The following is an 18,004-nucleotide window of genomic DNA, read 5'->3' as shown; positions in this document are numbered from 1 at the left end:
AAATCATGAAACTGGGCCTGTCCCTCTTGATTCGACTTCAGCCGAACATAATCATATATATCCCCTGATATAAAATCAAACAACTCCATAAGCCAGCATTGCATCAGCAACCTTAGTAAATCCTGCAATATTGGCTCCTGTAATGTAATCAGTGTAATCTTCGAATTTATGACTATGCTGAACACATTTGGAGTGAATTTCCATCATAATTGACTTTAATCGTTGATCGACCTCTTCACGACTCCAAGACAGACGCAATGCATTCTGACTCTGCTCAAGGCCAGAGACTGCGACACCCCCAGCATTTGCAGCCTTGGCAGGAGCAAGTATTACTTTTGCATGACGAAATTCATGAATACCGTCAAGATTGGTTGGCATGTTCGCACCTTCAACAACAGCCTTAACACCATTGTTAATCAGTTCCTGTGAATCTGCACGGTTAATCTCATTTTGAGTAGCACAAGGGAAGGCAATATCACAGGGAACATTCCATGGACGCTTTCCTGCGTAAAAATCAACGCCTTCGTAGTGGTTAGCAAATTCATGGATTCGCCCACGGCGAACAGCCTTTAGCTCCTTGACAAACGCAAGCATATCGAGATTAATGCCGTTTGGGACGTGTACAAAACCATCTGAGTCAGAAAGAGTAACCACTTTGGCTCCTAGCTCAATGGCCTTTTCAACTGCGTGGAGTGCTACGTTTCCAGAACCGGAGATGGAACATATTTTGTCAACGAGAGAGTCCTCTATATGATTGAGCATATTTTCACAGAAATAAGCACATCCGTAACCCGTCGCTTCAGTACGAACAAGACTTCCACCGAACGACAGCCCCTTGCCAGTCAAGATTCCACTAAACCGATTTTCAAGGCGCTTGTACTGACCGAACATATAACTAATTTCACGAGAACCGACTCCGATATCACCGGCAGGTACATCTGTGTCTTCACCAATATGTCTGTGGAGTTCAATCATCAGAGATTGACAGAATCGCATTATTTCCCGGTCACTTTTACCTTTAGGATTAAAGTTAGATCCACCCTTCCCTCCACCCATCGGCAGACCAGTAAGACTGTTTTTGAAGGTCTGTTCGAAACCTAAAAATTTCAGGACACTCAAGGTGACATTGGGATGGAAACGTATTCCACCTTTATAAGGGCCAATGGAATTATTAAACTGTACACGCCACGCTCGATTTGTGCGGATATTGCCTGCATCATCTTCCCAGCAGACTCGGAAGATGACAACGCGGTCAGGTTCCGTCATCCGCTCCAGAATCTGTGCATCTTTGTAAACACGGTTGGAAAGAATAAATGGAATTAGAGTTTCAACAAATTCATGGACGGCTTGATGAAACTCAGGCTCTCCAGGATTTCTCTTCATCAGGCCTTTCATGAAATGATCTATCTCATGGCTAGTATCATCAGACATCAGCTGACCTTTCTCAAGAAGTTATTTAGTATGATGTCATGGCAAGCGCGTAAAGTGTCTTTAATACAGAATGTTATCCAGATCAGCTTATAAGTATGACCAAGGCATTCCCAGGAATCCTGAAAAACTTGGCAATAAACAGACAACAGCCTGATCCAGTTTTATGATGCATTTTATCTGCATAGTAAGTAATTGAGTTAAGAAACTGTCAGCAATCTATCTTCAAGAGATGAAGAATTGAGTTGTTTTCATCAGCAGCATCAATGTCAAGGTCGTCAACTCGAATCCAATCGAGTGTGTTGCGACTCGGTGGCAAGGGCACCAACGCCAACACCAACTCCAAGCTGTGTTCCGCAAAGTAAGGATGAGTTTCCTGCCAACATGCAATCGCACGCATCAATCGCAGCTGCTTTCTCTTGTTAAAGGCCCTTAATCCCCATTGATCTAATCCACGACAACGTCGAGACTTCACCTCCACAACCAACAGCCGTTGCTGCTTCTCAAGCACAAGATCTAACTCCCCATAGCGACATGACCAGCGTTGACTCACCAACTGCCATCCGCGTCTTCGTAGCAGGCGCAACACCCGTTCTTCGCCCCAACACCCCTTCCGAGTTGACTCCATCATTTGCTGCTGCACTCAGATAAGAATTCCCCCATTCATCGATTTTGTATCACCCCACAAAACAGTAGGTTGTGCTTAACACCATGAGGTCTCAGAGAATGTCACTTCAATCTTTGCTTGCTTCAGTCACAAATAGATTCACCATTTTAGAACTAACATCAAGGAGATAGCTTGAATCTAGTAATTTTTATTGGGCCTAAAGTTTATATGAGGCTTTCTCCAAATGTTGTCAACATACTTTTAAATGAAGAGGTTGATGGCCTTGCTTGGTAGAATAGGTGCTTGGACCCTATTTGCAGGCAAACAATGATTAGTGAATGTATTAAAGTATTTAACCTTAGCTGATTATTTGTATTTCGAAATTGCCAGGCTTAAGCATCTGGCCCCATATGTTATTCGTCGCAGCCCAGAGTTGGCTTTAAATACAGAGCTACATGAAAGAACCTCAACAGCCAATCTGTGAACAAGAGAAGTTGAACAAGTAGATTTTCACGGTTGTTGGAGTTACATGCCTAACGAATAAGTAAATTGTTTGCAGATGACCCAATAGATCATGCTCAGATGATTGAGCTAAGCTTCCTTAACCACAATAACTAAGATGCTTCTTATGGCATTAGAGTGAAAAAACATATAGCTAGAAAATCGATGGGACAGACAAATCAAATCCAGGGATCTAGATCTCGATATGTACTTCTCATCTTGATTGCTCTAATCTGGGGGTCTCAGTTCTTACTTAATTATCTTGCCCTAGAGGTCTTTACTCCTCAAGCAGTTTCATGGCTTAGAGCGACGATTGGCTTCCTAACACTGAGTGGATTCTTATTTATCTTGCCTGAAGCTCACGATAATACGGTTTCAAAGATCAGTTATTGGCGTCGTATCATTATGATTGGCTTCTTTGAAGCAACTCTTCCTTTCTTCCTTGTTGCCTGGGGTCAGCAACATGTCAACAGTGCTATTGCGGCGATCCTGATGTCACTCGTGGCAATCTTTACACTAATCTTAGTTGTTGTTTTTGTTCGCAGTGAGCCAGTTACGAGAGGAAAGTTTATTGGCATTGCTCTGGGTTTTGCAGGTGTTGTTATCTTGCTATGGCCGCAGGTTAGCCAGTCTCAACAAGGCAATAGCCTACTTGGAAGTGCTGCAATTCTAACCGCTGCACTTAGCTTTTCGATTAGTCTTGTATTGATTAGAACCCTGCCAGAGATGGGTATTCCGATAAAAATTGCAAGAGATATACTTCTTTGTGGTGCCGTCGAGCTAGGTGCTCTACTGCTTTTGCTTGGCCAACCTTTAACGCACCATCCTCTAGAGAGTAATGCCATGCTTGCAATGGTTGCTCAGGGTGCTTTTGCTGGAGGTCTGGTTTATGTATTATATGTTCGTCTTGTTGGTCTTGCTGGAGCTTCATTTGCAGGCTTCGTTAACTATCTAGTTCCTTTAGTAGGAGTTTTCCTAGGAGTTGTTTTCCTGCAGAATAAGCTTTCAGCAAGTGCCTATATTTCTCTGGTGATTCTAGCGCTTGCAGTCTTTGCGAGTGAGTGGAAGCCAACTCGTAAGTTAGTAGGCAGGCAATAATCTCCCTGACAAATCCTGAATCAGCCCTTTGGTTTTTATATTGATAGTAGAGTTTATTGTTATGTAATTAACATGACAAATTATCTGCTTGGATGATTCATGAGTAACTGTTGATAGATCTCGTAGAAGCGTTCATGGGGATGCGGATGCGTAGCTCAGCAAACTTCTTCCTCATGAGCCATCATTCCTCTACCTATAGACCTATGGTTTAACTATTTAACCCCTATCCCAATGTTCGCCCGTCTACTTGGCTTTGCTGCTGCTGTCCTTCTACTTCTATTGCCACTGCAACCAAGCTGGGCAATCATGAATCATTCCCAACAGGTGTTGGTCAATGCAGATTTCTCGAACCAAGATCTGCGAGGCGACACATTTAATCTTGCCAACCTGCGCGAGGCCAATCTATCTGGGAGTGATCTAGAAGGATCCACCCTTTTTGGAGCCAAGCTTCACGATGCCAACCTCAGCAACACCAACTTGCGCGACTCCACCCTTGATTCCGCCATATTTGATGGAACTGACCTCACCAATGCAGTCCTTGAGGACGCCTTCGCTTTCAACACCCGCTTCAAAAACGTGACCATTACAGGTGCCGACTTCACCAATGTGCCTCTGCGAGGCGATGCGCTCACAACGCTGTGTGAGGTGGCGGAGGGAACCAACCCGATCACAGGTCGCAACACGGCAGACAGCCTGGGCTGCAGCTAAATACTCCACGCCAACCACTCCGATGAGTTTTGATCCCCGCAGTCTTGAACGTCTACGTGAACTGGGTCGTCAGTTACCCCGGCCCTTGCCAACGCCAGATGCTCCAAGTACAGCAGAGCCCCGGGCAAGCAAACGTCGCCACCGCATTGAAACTGAAGACAATCCCCAGGCCCTCTTCCAGGAATTGATGCAGGTGAGCCCTGATGGCACAGTTCCTCCCCACTTGATGGCCCGCCTGAAGGATGCCGAAGCAAAGCGACAGAGCCAGGAGCAGCCTGAAGGAGTTCGCCAACAACAAGGCGAAATGAACCCTCTCGACAGATCCTCCCCCGCCAGAAAAGGTAAAACGACCGTTGCCAAGACACCCCCGCTGACGCCTGGCAGCACAGAGGAAAGTCTCTATGTTGCTTTCGGGCAGCTGCTTCTCGAACACGAAGACGAGATTTGATCGTCTTAGATCTGAATCCCGCTTGATCAAGCCACGTGATGAAAGTGCTTAGCCTGGATGGCTTTTCTTAAGACAACGATCGATGTAAAGGGCATCTGCAAAGAGGGTTTAGGTAAAAGTTTCATTAACGAGAGAAGGCAACATTCAACGGTAGAATCCTTCATTTGAAGGGTTGTGCTAGAGCAGAAAAGGGTTTAGATCTGAATTGTTAACTCCAGAACCTTTGGTTGGAGACTTTCCTTTAACTCTGATCATTTGAACCCTTACCGATGAAGTACAACAGTGGTTTGATTGTTTTGGTTTCCACTGGATTGCTTCGTGTAGTTCTTGCTGCAGTTTTAGCGGTAACAGCAATTCCATCAATGCGGATGTCCCTAGCAAACCCCGTAAAAAACCAATTTGAACTCACCACAGGCCAAAGAGAGTTTTTCGGCAGTTTGATCAAGAAGTGGAATCAAGACTAATTCTAGTTTCTTTAAGTCTTTTAGCTGCTCCCATCCTCAAAGCAGCAACACTTGCCTGTGGAGATACCAATCTGCAAAGGCGGGCAATTCTTGCTATTGGTGGGAATGCTTGGCAATCAGATCATGCAATAGATAGAGTTCAAACTCTATTCTGTAATAGCAAGGTTGCTGCGTAATGGTGAGATTTAACTACCTCCCTCTAGGATCTTATCCTCTTAGGTTGCTAGAAGACTAGAACGGTTTTATTTATATAAATAGCCAAAATTTGCGCAAGCTGGTAACAATTTCTGGTGATATTGCAAGCATAACGATGCTTTTATCTATTCACACTCTTTATTTACATATAATACTTGTAAGCTCTTCATCTTCAGGCTTTGTGAGCGGGTCGGCTCTTTCTCAGGCCCTCAATCTCACTCAATCAAGCACTCCTTCCTCAAAGCAGATTTCTCTGTTCGGTCAAAATTATTTTGTCTGCCATGATCGAGCATTTGATCTGATCTTATCTAGCAACTTTGCATTTGATGGCTGCCCTGCTCTCGAGAAGAGCCATTGTTTTTTTTGCGTCTTTATTGCCTTGCCATCAAAACTACGTCTCGTGATCAGGCCTAGTTTTAACTGTTCAACCTCAGAACAGATCGAGCAAGCTGACAATTCTTTAGTTGATTTCTACATTAGAATAAATGTCGGCTTAGTTTTAGATCAATCTGGAGCTTTGCATGTGTTTTGAACCCTTGCTTAATAGCGGGGCACGCTTGAGTCGACATTGATGCTCCAAGCGTCGATTCCGCCTTCTAGATTCCAGACCTGATAACCATTATCCTGCTCTAAAAGCCAGCTCCCGAAGTTCCAACTGCGTATGCCAGCATGGCAAATCACGACGACAGGCCGGTCATTTGGTAATAGTTGAGGCAGAGTTTCCATCCAATCAGAAGATCGGCTCAGCGGCAAATGCAATACATCTGCTGGGAATCGGGCTAACTCAAGCTCCTGGTCTTCTCTCACATCCACACAGATTGGCAGAGAGGACGAGTTGCTCAGCCAGCGATGCAGATCCTTTGCAGAAATAGGGGTTGGAGTGGGCTGATTCATCGTTAATGATTGGCTTTCGATGTGAGCTTTGTTCGTCACGATCCACCTTGATCGCCATTGGTACGGATGATCCTGCATTGCATTTTGATGTAACGCAATGACTATGAATCAGCCGTACCAAGGCTTGCCCCAGAGATCATGGCTAATACTTAGAGGTAATCACCTGAATGTCTCACGGTCAAGTCAATGAAGATGATATTCATGACAGTACTGTGCCTCTTGACAGCCTGTAGGTTATGCATAGTTCTGCTGAGAATACTCCTTCCAGCCCTATTGCTGCTATCAGACCATGGCAAGAGCAGACAATGGATCTAGTGGGTGCTTCATCAAAGCTTTGGCTGGCTCTGATGACCAAACGCTTTGGCTGATCGAAACCAGTAGCGCCCTCAAGATTGGACTCGCTTATCTTCATTGCAGATAGCTATCAATCCATCAGGATTGCTTTTATCAATGCCATTTTGGTAAGGAATCAAGACCATTTGGGCCTGCACAACATCATTCGTTGATAATTGGCAGAGAACCAATCAGAACAATGCATCAACCACATGTATGGAAGTCAGTTGATTTCATCGGCAGGCTTTGTTTGACCGCTGTTTTTGTTGTCGCAGTACCTTCAAAGATTACCAAGTTCTCATCAGTAGTTGAAGCAATATCAGGCCAAGGGATCCCAGCTCCACTGGCACCCTTCTTGTTGTTGGCAGCAATTGCCTGCCTCGTTGTTGGATCAGTACTTCTTGTATTTGGCAAGAATCAAAAACTTGGAGCATCACTATTACTCATTTTTCTTGTGCCTACAACAATCATCTTCCACGCATTCCCCTTCCAGCCTAAAGCACTATTTATGAATCTTGGATTGATTGGTGGCCTTACTCTTGCCTTGACCAGGCCAAAATTTATCGAATGAGAAGGTTGGCGATAAATAGTAAAGAATAGGTGTTCTCTATTGTTCATCTATTATTCATAGCCATAATTCTTCTTTGTCTGGCAAGGTAACATCAATGCTAGTAGAATTTTGTTGAATGGCAATTATCCAATAGCTTTAAAGACAACATCAGCCTGCCTTATTAATAGTTCCAGCCTTGCCAGACTTGACAAGCTAATTGGATTTTAATGCTGTTTGGTCTGCCTCAAGATCAACTCGACACCAACAAGTTTAAGCACTATTAACATGAATTTTTTCTAGATGAATCTTGTTTCTATCTAATTTAGCTATTGGGATCTGTTTTCTTCATTTAAAAGGCTTATTCTAATGCTACGACTACATGCTTAACCCATATGCCACTCCATTCATTGTTGATCCACTCCTTATTTTGGCATGAAGATCTTCAATTTTAACCACTCTTTTAGGCATTTAGAAAATGCTTCGCGGTTTTGATCGCTCCTTTGTTATTGACTTGATATCATGATAAATACTAATGCTATTGGTTTGGTTTTCCAGATCAGTCAAATCAACCTAAGATAAAGGACCTGAATTAGAATCCAGGTAGTCTGCCTGACCACTCTCCAAATAAGGCTTAAGCGTGTTATTGAAGTCATCTTCGCTACAAGTCAGCATGATGAATCCGTTGCTTATTTCCCAATCCCAGTGTTGTTCTTTTTCTTGCTTGGCAAACTCTAAATTTCTTACTGTTACAGGCAATGAGGATGTGATTAGTCTGATGCTCTCACTTTTCTGAGCTTCAATCACGTGATCACACTCTTCTTCTAGAAAAGCATCCCATTGCTTTGCAATCTCTTCCAATTCCTTATTATTAGAGTTTTCAGAAAGCCACTGCTTATTGAAACCACTAGCGCCTATATCTCCTTTGCTATCCTCAAGAATAGACCTCAAGAGGTAGTCTTTATTTCGGTCGAAAAATTCTATTTTCTGGCCGTTCGACAAAAGCAATAGTTGTGCTGGAGGGGGTGATTTATAGGCTCTGCCAACAGAAGGAAGGTCAAGTCTACTTATCCTTCCCTGCACATCTTCCCAACAGTGATTTAGCCAACTATCAACCCAGAAAACCTTATATGAGATCAATTGTTGTTGACTAAGACTGAAGTGTTCGTCTAGGTAGTCCTCTTGTTTGTTGCCGTTAGCTGTCATAAGGTCGATTTTAACTTGTCAATAGATTAGAGCGCCTGTACCTCGACCTGTAAAAGGTGAAGCCTAGGGATTATAGCCTAGCAATTCACGCTATCACTTAGGCCTATTACTATCACCTTTTATAGAAATGTAAGATAAAAGGTTGCTATTGCTGTCATGAATATCAACCCTATCGAATGTTTGTCCCAAGCTTACTAACCTCTACAATTAATCTGTTGTCGAGAACAATATCTTTGAGCTTGATCTCTATCGCCGCTCGGCTCTTAGCTTTGCTTTCTTCTTAAGTAGAAGCTTTAAGTGCCAGGAAAAGGTCGAAGCATTGTTCTCAGGCATTCAACTGTTCAAGATTAGTTGATCATTCGATTCATCTTTAACTGCTACTACAAAGCCCAAACAACTGCAGCGTAACTCGCTGCAGTTGTTCTCTTAGTCTTTTCAATCCCCCGCGTAGTGTTGTCTCATTTAAATAAAATTGCGGCGTGGAGTGCTAATAGGCCCGACATCCAATCTAGTTGGCCTAACCCAAATTGGCCTTCTAGCGTTGCCTTGAGTGCTAACAGGTCCAACGATAAAGCCAACACGGATACCAGCAGAGATGGCTCCAAGTTGATCAAGGCTTAGTTCTTGATCGTGGCGTTCAATGGTCATTGATTTACTCTGGTGGAGAAGGTTGTTTGCCTTCGATGCAGTTAGCTTCTCGCTGATCACTCGCTCAGGAGGTGATCTGGCTCAAACGCAAGTGTGAGCTTGCTCATAGATTTCTAACTCCAGGGAATAGATCGCTGGCGAACGGAGAGTGATTGATGTGGCTGTCTACTTCCTTTCCTTCTTTGCCAGTTGCTTCTTTCGCCATCTCCTCCAGGGAGGCACGATGTGATCACAAGCGACCCACCACAATAAAAAACTAGGCAAAAACCAGCCAGTGCTGCCTCCGGCGAGCATCCCCCAGATCCCAAGTGCAAATAAAGGCCAGGCCAACCATTGTGACCACTCCCTCGCATAGAGCTCCTGCCACTGCACCCAGAGCTTTCTCACCCTTCTCCTCGTTGACGATATTGACGTGTTAGCAAACCATTGGATGCTGTTATGACCTGTCTTAATCGATCCCGCCATTGCCTGCCTTCTATGCGCTGCTTCGCTCTGCGGTATTCCGCCTGCAGGACTTCAATCAAAATTCTCTTCTGGGGATCTGTTGAACAGTGCATCTAAGCGAGCATCATGGAGAGGGATGTTGCTGCAGTGCTTCTTGAGAAACTGTGCCTTTAGAATTATCGCCGTTGGCAAGGTACGCAAAGGCTGGATCCAAGACGGCCTAGCGATATATCAAAAACGCCTACCAGGCTTGATGATCACAGAGGTTCGTGATGCATCTCTGCAGCGAGAAGCGGAAGCGATCCGTGCCGCACTTAATAGCAATGAAACGCTGGTTGCTCTCAGCGAAGAAGGGGAAGCGCTGGCCTCAGTGTCCTTTGCTAAACGCCTTGAAAAATATGGCTCTCAACGTCTTGCCTTTGTGATTGGTGGCGCTGATGGCCTATCAGCAGAGCTGAAAAACTCAGCCCACTGGCAACTCAGCTTGTCTCCGCTTACGTTTCCCCATGAACTTGCTCGCCTGTTGCTTGTGGAGCAGCTCTACCGAGCACAGACCATCCTGCAAGGAGGTAAATACCACAGGAGCTAAATACCACAGGAGCTAACGATTCAACAGATCTGAATTGCGATCACTGATAAAACATCTGCATTCGATCAATGCGATAACGCTTGAGCACACTGAAAAGGAAATCAGGTCAAGGCAATGATGATGCTCAAAAGTCAGCCTTCTTCAACAACATTTGCCAGAACACTTTCTGCAGAATGTAATTCAGCCATCCTCCTAGTCTTTATGAGTTACTAACCTGGGCAACTGTTACTTCTTAGTTAAGCAATCAATGCTCGAACCTTAAAATAGGATGCTGATTAAGCTCATATCACTAATAATAACTATCAGCTGACTGAGATCACAGTTGCCTTTAAACTGCTTATTGTCCGCAAGCTGATCAATCGAGGCCTTTTGGATATGCCTGATGATGAAGTTTTGCGCAAAAAAGCGCTATCACAACTCAGGAAGAAAAGGATGCTGAGGAGACAGGTTCAGACCTACCTCACTGTGAACCTTGCTCTGATAGTGATTTGGTTGGTCACTGGTATGGGCTACTTCTGGCCCATCTGGCCTATTTTGGGATGGGGCATCTCTCTTGCTGTTCAGTCTTGGAAGCTTGCTCATCCAGAGAGAGACTTCAGCACAGAAGAGATCGAGGCTGAGATGCGTCGCAGTTGACTTAAGTTGGAAATATTGCATACGCCTCCATTGTAAGAAAGTCTAAGTTAATTGAATTCATGCTTGTCAGGCGAGATGTAAGCAATTGCTATTTTAGGAGTATTAAGGCATAAGTTTAGGGTTTAAATATTGCTAAAGCTTGAATCTTGTTCAGTCACATTAATGGCTGTCAAGGGTATTCTGTTAAGGAAGACGGTTGAACTAAGCTTCTAGCTTGCTTTCTTCAATACGTTGTCAAATGACCATGCAAAGACTATTGCTTGCACCACTAGCAATTATTGCGATTTCGACCATTTCATCAACGGCCTTAAATGCACATGATAATGCTAAATATAGCAAGGATCTTGGAATTAAGATTGAAACACTTGTGCAAAGTACCAAGCAATGGGATGGGGATTTGCTTCCGCATTACCCAACCAGCAACGCTGAGATTACAGTTCTTAAGATCACGATTCCCGCCGGAGTCACCCTGCCATTGCATACCCACCCAGTCATCAGTGCAGGAGTGATCCTCCAAGGCAAGCTTCAGTTAAGCCTTCAAGATGGAACGACACGCCTTTTCAATCAGGGGGCTGCGCTGATTGAGACAGTGAATACAGTTCATACAGGCAAAAGTCTTGGCCCAAAAGACGCTGTTGTTCTTGTTTTTTATGCCGGCAGTAAGCATCTTCCTATGACTGTTCAGGTGAATGCGAAAGCACTTTGATAAAGGCTCCTTAGGCAGCGCTTAAAACGTAAAAGGTGGCAGGTGCAACACAGCACTCGATCAAGCACAAGCAATCTTGTAAAGAGGTTGCTACCGCCTGCGGGCACGCCCCTATCAAGCCAAATCAGAAAACTGTCCTGATGGAACAGGTGTACTATTGGGATGGCATTCGATGTCGCGATGGAGTTCAGCGAGCCTCTTCTTTATTTGCGCTCCGAGCGGAAGCAGCAGATCCTGCCATTAGCGAGTGAGCACGTGGCGGCAGGCTTCCCCTCCCCTGCTGAGGACTACATCGAGATCGGCATCGATCTCAACGAACAGTTGATTCGTCATCCGGCTAGCACCTTCTTCCTGCGTGTTAGCGGCCACTCAATGACAGGTGTTGGCATCCACAATGGCGACCTATTGGTTGTAGACCGCGGCCTAGATCCACGGCCCGGTCACATCGTGGTGGCGATTCTTGATGGTGCCTTCACGCTCAAGCAACTTGTCCGCCACCGTGGTGTACTGCGCCTAGAGGCCGCTCATTCCAATTACCCACCGCTGGATCTGGCTCGCTTCGGTGACGTGCAAATCTGGGGTGTGGCAGTGCATTCCATTCATAGCCTCAACCCTGCGCAGCAAATATCCCACTCAACACAATGCCTACATGAATAGTCTCAAAATAGGCAAGACGATCAATAAGACTGCCCGGCATAGCAACAGTGTTGTTGCTAATATTTAAAGATATTGCCTTTAAATCGCTATATGGAGATAGACAAGTTTGATAGATTAAGTGGCTGACTGTTGTTCACCCAGATCGCGCAAGGCAAGGATGCGATCAGACCAATAACAATGAGAGGAGCCTTTGAGATCCCATAACGTGTCGGCCAACTGTCCAAGCCATTGGCGCCTTTCTTGTTGTTCATTTGCCTCTTGATCGGAAACCCAAGCAGAAACAGAGATGTGGGAAGAATCCAGGGATTTCTCCTCCGGTCCCCTTGACCAGCCAAGATCTGCTAGATAGTCATGAACACATTCATCTACAAATACAAACCAATCATGCAAGTGTTTAATACCATTGGCTTTAATAGCTTTTTGCTGAAGCTCTGATGCTCCTTCTGGAGACTCAATATGGCCATACACAGCTAAGATTTCTTCTCTGATATTGAGCCATTCGCAATCACCCTTTGATTGAAGGTCATAGTAACGTTGGCGGAACTGATAATCTTCCTTGCAAAGCCATTCGATCCAGACTTCTTCCATCAGCTCTTTAATCTCTTGCTTGTCTCCTCTAGATAGCCATTCAGAAAAACTTTCCTTATTGATCCTCTGAATAATATTTTGCTGATGCTTGCTTAGAGTTGGTGCCATTGCAAATCCTTTTGTCTTGTTGGTTTTACAAAAGACCCGACCGACGCGGTTGCTCATAACATGGAATCAACCTATGCGGCTAGGTCCTGCTAAGACGTCATAGACGACTTATTTGTAGACATTGTTGGGGATTAAGCTACGCCTAGCCGGCCATTGAGTCAGCACCCTCTATTCCAAAAGGTTTCTAGGCCACAACGACAGGCTTGAGGTTGGAAACCTTGATGCAGCTAAGTACTACCAACACAGCCAAACAACCAATCAAAGTGATGATTGGCCGTAAGTCTGCATTGGCATTCTCCTCGCCACATTGACGACAACCATTGCGACTGGCTGTCACAGCAAAGCATGATCTCGCTATCAGGCAGAGGCTAGTGCGCTTGTACTAGGGTGAGGCATGGTTTCGCTAGCTTTCCTCCAGCGACATGTCTCGGGTCACGGCCCTGATCGACGGCAACAATTTCTATGCCTCCTGTGAGCAAAGCCTTGACGCCTCGTTAATCGGTCGTCCTCTGGTCGTGCTCTCTAACAACGATGGCTGCATTGTTGCGCGCAGCTCCGAAGCGCGTGCTCTCGGTATCAGCATGGGCACGCCCTATTTCAAGGTCCGTCACAAATTGGAGCGACTTGGCGTTGTCGTGCGCAGCTCCAACTACGCCCTCTACGGCGATATGAGCCAACGACTGATGAGCCTGCTGGAAGCCCATTGTGAGGAGCTGGAGATCTACTCCATTGATGAAGCCTTTGCCTACATCAATGGCCCCTCTGATGACAACCTAAAACCCTGGGCCCGTCAACTACGGGCCCAGGTGCATCGCAACCTGGGCCTACCGATAGCGATCGGACTTGGCGCCAGCAAAGGTCAGGCCAAACTCGCCAACCACCTAGCCAAGGCCATACCGGCTCACGCTGGAGTATTCGATCTACTCACCGCTAGTGATCCAGATACATGGCTCGAGAGCGTCGCTATCGAAAATGTATGGGGCATCGGTCGCAAGTTAGCCCACTGGTGCCGACTTAGAGGCGTAACCAATGCCCGGCAATTGCGCGATATGCCACGTAGCAAACTTCATGCCCGCTGCGGCGTTGTAGGCATACGCCTACAACGAGAATTACAAGGTCATGTCTGCCTTCCTCTAGCCCTAGCCCCAACATCAAAACAGGAAACCTGCGTTAGCCGCAGTTTTAGCCGACCAATCGCCAACCTAGAGGAATTACGCCAGGCAATCGCAACCTATGTGGTGCGCGCCAGTGAAAAACTGCGACGACAACAGCAACGGGCCGGGGCCCTCACCGTATTCACACGTAGCAGCCCATTTGCACCATCGTTTTACAGCCAAGCCGCTACCATCCAATTGGATCTGCCAAGCAACGACACTGCAATCTTGCTAGCAGCAGCCTTGCCACTAGTAGAGCGAATCTATCGGCCCCATCGCCGCTTAAACAAAGCCGGGGTGCTGATGCAAAACCTACAGAGCGCAGACCATCTGCAACAACATCTGCTGGTAGCAGTTCATGCCGATGAGCAGCATCGCCGCGATCGACTAATGAACACCATCGACCGACTCAATCACCGTTACGGCAGCGGAACCGTGAGTTGGGCAGTTTGTGGCATGCAGCCAGGATGGAGCATGCGTCGTCATCAACTCAGCCGCGCGGCCACAACTCGTCTCAATGACGTGCCGTTGGTGCTGGCCTGAAACTTAGAATTGAATTTCAACAGATCTCATTAGTTAGGGTATTGGGCTGGATTTGATTTGCTCGGTTCCATCCACATCTCCAATCCATAAAGAATGCGCCATGCAGAGAAGAAAGAAGTGAGAATAAATAGAAAAGTTACTATGAAAAAAGTCTTGGTCATTAGGCGAACAGCTGAGAGCCTGGCTGATGGCCTAGAAGGCAACAAGTGAGTTGATTCATGAGCCAGGCAAGTAGAGCAAATTATTGATGACCCTCCCGTTCGCTGAATACTCTTGGCAAATGCTTCAGTAATCCCAACAGATTTACCGCAAAGTCTGCAAAGGTGACTGAACGCCATTAAAATAATCTCAATGCAGAATAACTGGTCTACAGATATACAATGGAGAAGAGAGGTTTTGTTATTTAATCATCAGGGGTGCATGCATTTTAAAATTGCTGCAGAAGCTGCACCTCCTCTTCGCGACGATTCAACAGCAATACCATGCGCTCACCATGACAAGCGAGGCCGGTCTGATGACGCAGTAGTTCAGTACTAGCCAATGCCACCCCGCAAGTCTCAACCAAAAGCACCGGCAGAGTTGCAGCATGACCTTGCATGCCCTGCAAATCAAGCGCCTGACGCACTGCGCGTTTTGATTTATCCATTCCTAGCCGCTCAACAAGCTGAGGCCAGAGATGATTCACCGGCGTGCAACCAGCAAAGGCAATAGGGAAGTCACTCATCAGATGCTAATTGCAGCAACCTTCGGATTAAAACAGCGCTCATGAGGAAAGTTGTTGAACAGCTCCTGCAATCATCGCCGGGGTTACCGGAATCGTCTCGATTGCATCGGCGTTATCAAGATAAGCGTCGAAGGAAGAGTAGTGATCCACATGAGGATTGGCACCGTCCTTCGCACAGGCTTCTGTCCAGTCGCCGTCTTCAGGCTTTACCACGACATAAGCCTGGAGAGATTCCTCTAAATCACCTCCGTCACCAATGCCCTCACCGTGCCAAATCGCTTCGTAGAAGCTCATGCCATCAAATTTAAGAAGAGATCATCAGTTTAAAGAGCCATGGTGCAGTTAAAGGGCCTTAGTACACCTCCTTAGAGACAACCATCTGCTTCGAATGACAAGTGAGTTTCATCTATAAGCTCCACAACTTGATGCCTTATCTGACAGCTCTACAAAGGATTAGGTGAGCTCCGGAGCTGTTGCTAATGGGCTGAAACGTAGACGATCAAGCCTCGATGAGCGCTGCATTAAAAAGCTAGACAAGATGGGGCGAGAAGATGCAAGCAGGAATCGTGATGGTCAATCACGACAACAAGTTTCTTGGATATCGCCGATTGGCTTGTGAAGCGCATCAACAGACTGATGACCTAAGCCGGAATGACATCCTGGCCTGAGAAGCCACCACAACGCTGCTGATCTAAGTGACCAATGTGTTTGCGTTCGCTGTAATAAAGCTCCTGGAAACGCAACGCATCGCTGTTGAGCTCCTCGAACATCGCTTCGATACGCATTTCCATATCTACCGATTCAGTAGGTTGCTGTCGCTCTTCTTCAATCAATACAGCAATACAACGCTCAAGGGTTTCAAGGCGCTGACCACCCCAGGCCTCAAGAAGATGACGACAACGCTTGAGGCATTTCTGGCGTTCTAGAGCCGCTGCTGTGCCCCGGAGCTGAAGCAGTGGCTTAGCCATAGCAGCCAAATGAACCTCGCCAGGCTCTAACAAAGGGGTAAGACGTGCGACTAGAGCACTGTTATCCAGGAGCAACTGATCGGTAAGCAGACGTGGTAACTCAATATCCTCCAAATCATGACCAGAGTCAGTTCCTCGACTGATTGCCTCCAAACGTCCTGCACCAAGATTGGTTTCCTCCAAATCAGTGATCGCCGCCCAAAGCAAACGGTGATGTTGCAAGGCAAAATCCTCCAGCTCTCGCTGTCGCAACTCCCTGCGAATCGCAGCCCGATGATTTGAGCAATGGAGATATAACCTCAGGATTTCCGCCTCGCTGCGCTCCCGTTGACTGGCCTCGCCAGGTTGCTCATGGCGACTAGAGCGGCCATGCCAGCGCTGCCCTTTCACTTGCTGGCGCAGATCTTCCTCCAACTGCAAGGCCAAACGGCCCTGCCCACCGCTCAAGCGTTCGGCAACCTGTTGCAGGTAGTGGGTCCGTACGGCCGACTGGGGCAACTTGCCGAGCAATGCAACCAGGCCAGTCACTGCCTGCTGAAACTGATCCGCTTGACTTAAATCACGGCCCTCCAACACCTGTTGAATCTGCCAATCAAGCCAAAGAGGGGACTGATCTAATAGAGCCCTGTAATCGCCAGCACCATGATCTTTGAGAAACTCATCGGGGTCTTTGCCAGAAGGCAAATGAAGCACTCGTAATTCCAACTGGCCCTGCAGAGCCAGTTGCTCAACTTCGCCAATGGCCCGGTTCGCAGCACGCACACCGGCTCCATCAGCATCGAAATTAAGCACGATCCGTTTCCCTTCGCTGCAACGGCAGATCTGGGTGATCTGCTGACTACTCAAAGCAGTGCCTAAGGAGGCCACTGAATTGGTGACACCTGCGGCATGCAATGCAATGACATCGAAATATCCTTCGACTACCACAGCCCGGTCATCCTTACGGATGGCATTCGCCGCCCGATCCAGTCCAAACAAATGCTTGCCTTTCTCGAACACGTCTGTCTCAGGAGAGTTGAGGTACTTCGGCTCTGAGCCATCAAGACTGCGTCCGCCGAAACCAATCACCCGTCCCTGGCGGTCGCGGATCGGCACCATCACACGATGACGAAAGCGATCGTAAAAACCTCCTCCCCCCTTGCGCGCCACAACAAGCCCAGCGGCTTCCAGTAATTCAGCAGATAAACCTTCCACCTGCTGGAGGTGCTTGAGCAAACCATCCCATTGCTCAGGGGCATAGCCAAGCTCGAAGGATTCCAGGGTGACTTCACTAAGGCCCCGCTTCTCAGTGAGGTAATTCAGCGCAGTTGCGCCAACTGGCGTACGCAGCTGGCCACGAAACCAACCGGCCGCCAATGCAAGCGCACGATGAAGCTTGTCTCGACGAGAGAGCTGCTGACGTAATCGTTCCTGCTGGGGCCCCTCGACTGTCTCAACAGGAAGTTGATACTTGCGAGCAAGCTCCAGCACTACATCACCAAAACTCTGGCGCTGAAACTCCATCAGGAACTTGATCGAGTTTCCACCAGCTCCACAAGAAAAGCAGTAATAAAACTGCTTCGCTGGCGAGACCGTCATCGATGGTTTGCTGTCGTCATGGAACGGACAGATCCCTACGAATTCACGGCCCTTTTTCTTTAGAACCACATGTTCGCCGACGACATCAACAATGTCGGCACGCTCCTTGACGGCCTCGATCGTGCGCGGGTGAAGACGGGGGACGGGCATGACCTTATTTTGCTGGTTGCGCCGCGAGTGGTCGAGAAGACAACATGATCAGAAAATTAATCCATACGACAAGCAAGGCCTA

The 18,004-nt window shown here is 46.9% G+C and carries 22 protein-coding genes; 11 read left to right on the top strand and 11 right to left on the bottom strand.

Annotated elements, in window-relative coordinates; genetic code table 11:
* Positions 1-75: 75 nt before the first annotated feature.
* The gene (gdhA, locus tag EV12_RS11225; protein ID WP_036915300.1) at positions 76-1,431 is read right to left on the bottom strand and encodes an NADP-specific glutamate dehydrogenase; all 1,356 of its coding nucleotides are present in this window, start codon (positions 1,429-1,431) and stop codon (positions 76-78) included.
* Positions 1,432-1,639: 208 nt separating this feature from the next.
* Positions 1,640-2,059 carry a YraN family protein gene (locus EV12_RS11220; protein ID WP_052039600.1) on the bottom strand — a complete coding sequence of 140 codons (420 nt, stop codon included), beginning with the start codon at positions 2,057-2,059 and terminating at the stop codon, positions 1,640-1,642.
* A gap of 642 nt (positions 2,060-2,701) precedes the next feature.
* On the opposite strand from EV12_RS11220, the gene EV12_RS11215 reads away from it, so the two are divergent.
* The 5 genes from EV12_RS11215 (at position 2,702) to EV12_RS11195 (ending at position 5,981) form a co-directional block, all read left to right on the top strand.
* The gene (locus EV12_RS11215; protein WP_036915299.1) at positions 2,702-3,634 is read left to right on the top strand and encodes a DMT family transporter; all 933 of its coding nucleotides are present in this window, start codon (positions 2,702-2,704) and stop codon (positions 3,632-3,634) included.
* Positions 3,635-3,865: 231 nt separating this feature from the next.
* The gene (locus EV12_RS11210) at positions 3,866-4,342 is read left to right on the top strand and encodes a pentapeptide repeat-containing protein (protein ID WP_011826245.1); all 477 of its coding nucleotides are present in this window, start codon (positions 3,866-3,868) and stop codon (positions 4,340-4,342) included.
* A 22-nt stretch (positions 4,343-4,364) separates the two neighbouring features.
* Positions 4,365-4,790, top strand: a complete 426-nt coding sequence (locus EV12_RS11205) for a hypothetical protein (RefSeq protein ID WP_036915296.1) — start codon at positions 4,365-4,367, stop codon at positions 4,788-4,790.
* A gap of 269 nt (positions 4,791-5,059) precedes the next feature.
* Complete coding sequence (locus EV12_RS14320; RefSeq protein WP_036915294.1) at positions 5,060-5,254, top strand: hypothetical protein; 195 nt, start codon at positions 5,060-5,062, stop codon at positions 5,252-5,254.
* A 265-nt stretch (positions 5,255-5,519) separates the two neighbouring features.
* Complete coding sequence (locus tag EV12_RS11195; RefSeq protein ID WP_193742225.1) at positions 5,520-5,981, top strand: hypothetical protein; 462 nt, start codon at positions 5,520-5,522, stop codon at positions 5,979-5,981.
* Between the two features lie 8 nt (positions 5,982-5,989).
* Here the strand turns inward: EV12_RS11195 and EV12_RS11190 are convergent, their stop codons facing one another.
* Complete coding sequence (locus EV12_RS11190) at positions 5,990-6,343, bottom strand: rhodanese-like domain-containing protein (protein WP_036915749.1); 354 nt, start codon at positions 6,341-6,343, stop codon at positions 5,990-5,992.
* Between the two features lie 532 nt (positions 6,344-6,875).
* On the opposite strand from EV12_RS11190, the gene EV12_RS11185 reads away from it, so the two are divergent.
* Entirely contained in the window at positions 6,876-7,247 is a 372-nt protein-coding gene (locus EV12_RS11185) for a DoxX family protein (RefSeq protein ID WP_036915291.1), read from the top strand.
* Between the two features lie 549 nt (positions 7,248-7,796).
* Here the strand turns inward: EV12_RS11185 and EV12_RS11180 are convergent.
* From EV12_RS11180 to EV12_RS14315, 3 genes are all read right to left on the bottom strand, one after another.
* Positions 7,797-8,429: a hypothetical protein gene (locus tag EV12_RS11180; RefSeq protein WP_036915290.1), complete on the bottom strand. Its 633-nt coding sequence runs from the start codon at positions 8,427-8,429 to the stop codon at positions 7,797-7,799.
* An 813-nt stretch (positions 8,430-9,242) separates the two neighbouring features.
* Entirely contained in the window at positions 9,243-9,464 is a 222-nt protein-coding gene (locus EV12_RS11170; RefSeq protein ID WP_036931257.1) for a hypothetical protein, read from the bottom strand.
* On the bottom strand, positions 9,461-9,634 hold the full coding sequence (locus EV12_RS14315) for a hypothetical protein (RefSeq protein ID WP_193742224.1): 174 nt from the start codon (positions 9,632-9,634) through the stop codon (positions 9,461-9,463). Before EV12_RS14315 ends, EV12_RS11170 begins: the two co-directional genes overlap by 4 nt.
* 23 nt (positions 9,635-9,657) lie before the next feature.
* On the opposite strand from EV12_RS14315, the gene EV12_RS11165 reads away from it, so the two are divergent.
* The 4 genes from EV12_RS11165 (at position 9,658) to EV12_RS11150 (ending at position 12,109) form a co-directional block, all read left to right on the top strand.
* Positions 9,658-10,110 (top strand): 23S rRNA (pseudouridine(1915)-N(3))-methyltransferase RlmH, encoded by a 453-nt coding sequence (locus tag EV12_RS11165; RefSeq protein ID WP_052039587.1) that lies wholly within the window; start codon positions 9,658-9,660, stop codon positions 10,108-10,110.
* Between the two features lie 375 nt (positions 10,111-10,485).
* On the top strand, positions 10,486-10,746 hold the full coding sequence (locus EV12_RS11160; protein WP_036915287.1) for a 2TM domain-containing protein: 261 nt from the start codon (positions 10,486-10,488) through the stop codon (positions 10,744-10,746).
* A 367-nt stretch (positions 10,747-11,113) separates the two neighbouring features.
* Complete coding sequence (locus EV12_RS11155; protein ID WP_241466606.1) at positions 11,114-11,452, top strand: cupin domain-containing protein; 339 nt, start codon at positions 11,114-11,116, stop codon at positions 11,450-11,452.
* 162 nt (positions 11,453-11,614) lie between these two features.
* Entirely contained in the window at positions 11,615-12,109 is a 495-nt protein-coding gene (locus EV12_RS11150; RefSeq protein ID WP_193742223.1) for a LexA family protein, read from the top strand.
* Between the two features lie 114 nt (positions 12,110-12,223).
* On the opposite strand, the gene EV12_RS11145 is transcribed toward EV12_RS11150, so the two are convergent.
* Both EV12_RS11145 and EV12_RS14310 read right to left on the bottom strand, forming a co-directional pair.
* Positions 12,224-12,862 (bottom strand): hypothetical protein, encoded by a 639-nt coding sequence (locus EV12_RS11145; RefSeq protein WP_036915285.1) that lies wholly within the window; start codon positions 12,860-12,862, stop codon positions 12,224-12,226.
* A 127-nt stretch (positions 12,863-12,989) separates the two neighbouring features.
* Positions 12,990-13,142 (bottom strand): hypothetical protein, encoded by a 153-nt coding sequence (locus EV12_RS14310; protein ID WP_193742222.1) that lies wholly within the window; start codon positions 13,140-13,142, stop codon positions 12,990-12,992.
* 85 nt (positions 13,143-13,227) lie between these two features.
* Here EV12_RS14310 and EV12_RS11140 point away from each other — a divergent pair, with 85 nt between their 5' ends.
* Positions 13,228-14,502: a Y-family DNA polymerase gene (locus EV12_RS11140; protein WP_036915283.1), complete on the top strand. Its 1,275-nt coding sequence runs from the start codon at positions 13,228-13,230 to the stop codon at positions 14,500-14,502.
* A 427-nt stretch (positions 14,503-14,929) separates the two neighbouring features.
* Here the strand turns inward: EV12_RS11140 and EV12_RS11135 are convergent, their stop codons facing one another.
* The 3 genes from EV12_RS11135 to dnaG all read right to left on the bottom strand — a co-directional run bounded on the left by EV12_RS11135 (position 14,930) and on the right by dnaG (position 17,922).
* Positions 14,930-15,226 carry a hypothetical protein gene (locus tag EV12_RS11135; RefSeq protein ID WP_036915282.1) on the bottom strand — a complete coding sequence of 99 codons (297 nt, stop codon included), beginning with the start codon at positions 15,224-15,226 and terminating at the stop codon, positions 14,930-14,932.
* Between the two features lie 39 nt (positions 15,227-15,265).
* Complete coding sequence (locus EV12_RS11130) at positions 15,266-15,520, bottom strand: hypothetical protein (RefSeq protein ID WP_036915281.1); 255 nt, start codon at positions 15,518-15,520, stop codon at positions 15,266-15,268.
* Between the two features lie 347 nt (positions 15,521-15,867).
* Complete coding sequence (gene dnaG, locus EV12_RS11125; RefSeq protein ID WP_036915280.1) at positions 15,868-17,922, bottom strand: DNA primase; 2,055 nt, start codon at positions 17,920-17,922, stop codon at positions 15,868-15,870.
* Positions 17,923-18,004 lie beyond the last annotated feature (82 nt).

Source organism: Prochlorococcus sp. MIT 0701 (assembly GCF_000760295.1).
Classification (GTDB): domain Bacteria; phylum Cyanobacteriota; class Cyanobacteriia; order PCC-6307; family Cyanobiaceae; genus Prochlorococcus.
Note: the sequence above shows the minus strand (reverse complement) of the source record. Positions and strands in the feature narration are given on the sequence as shown.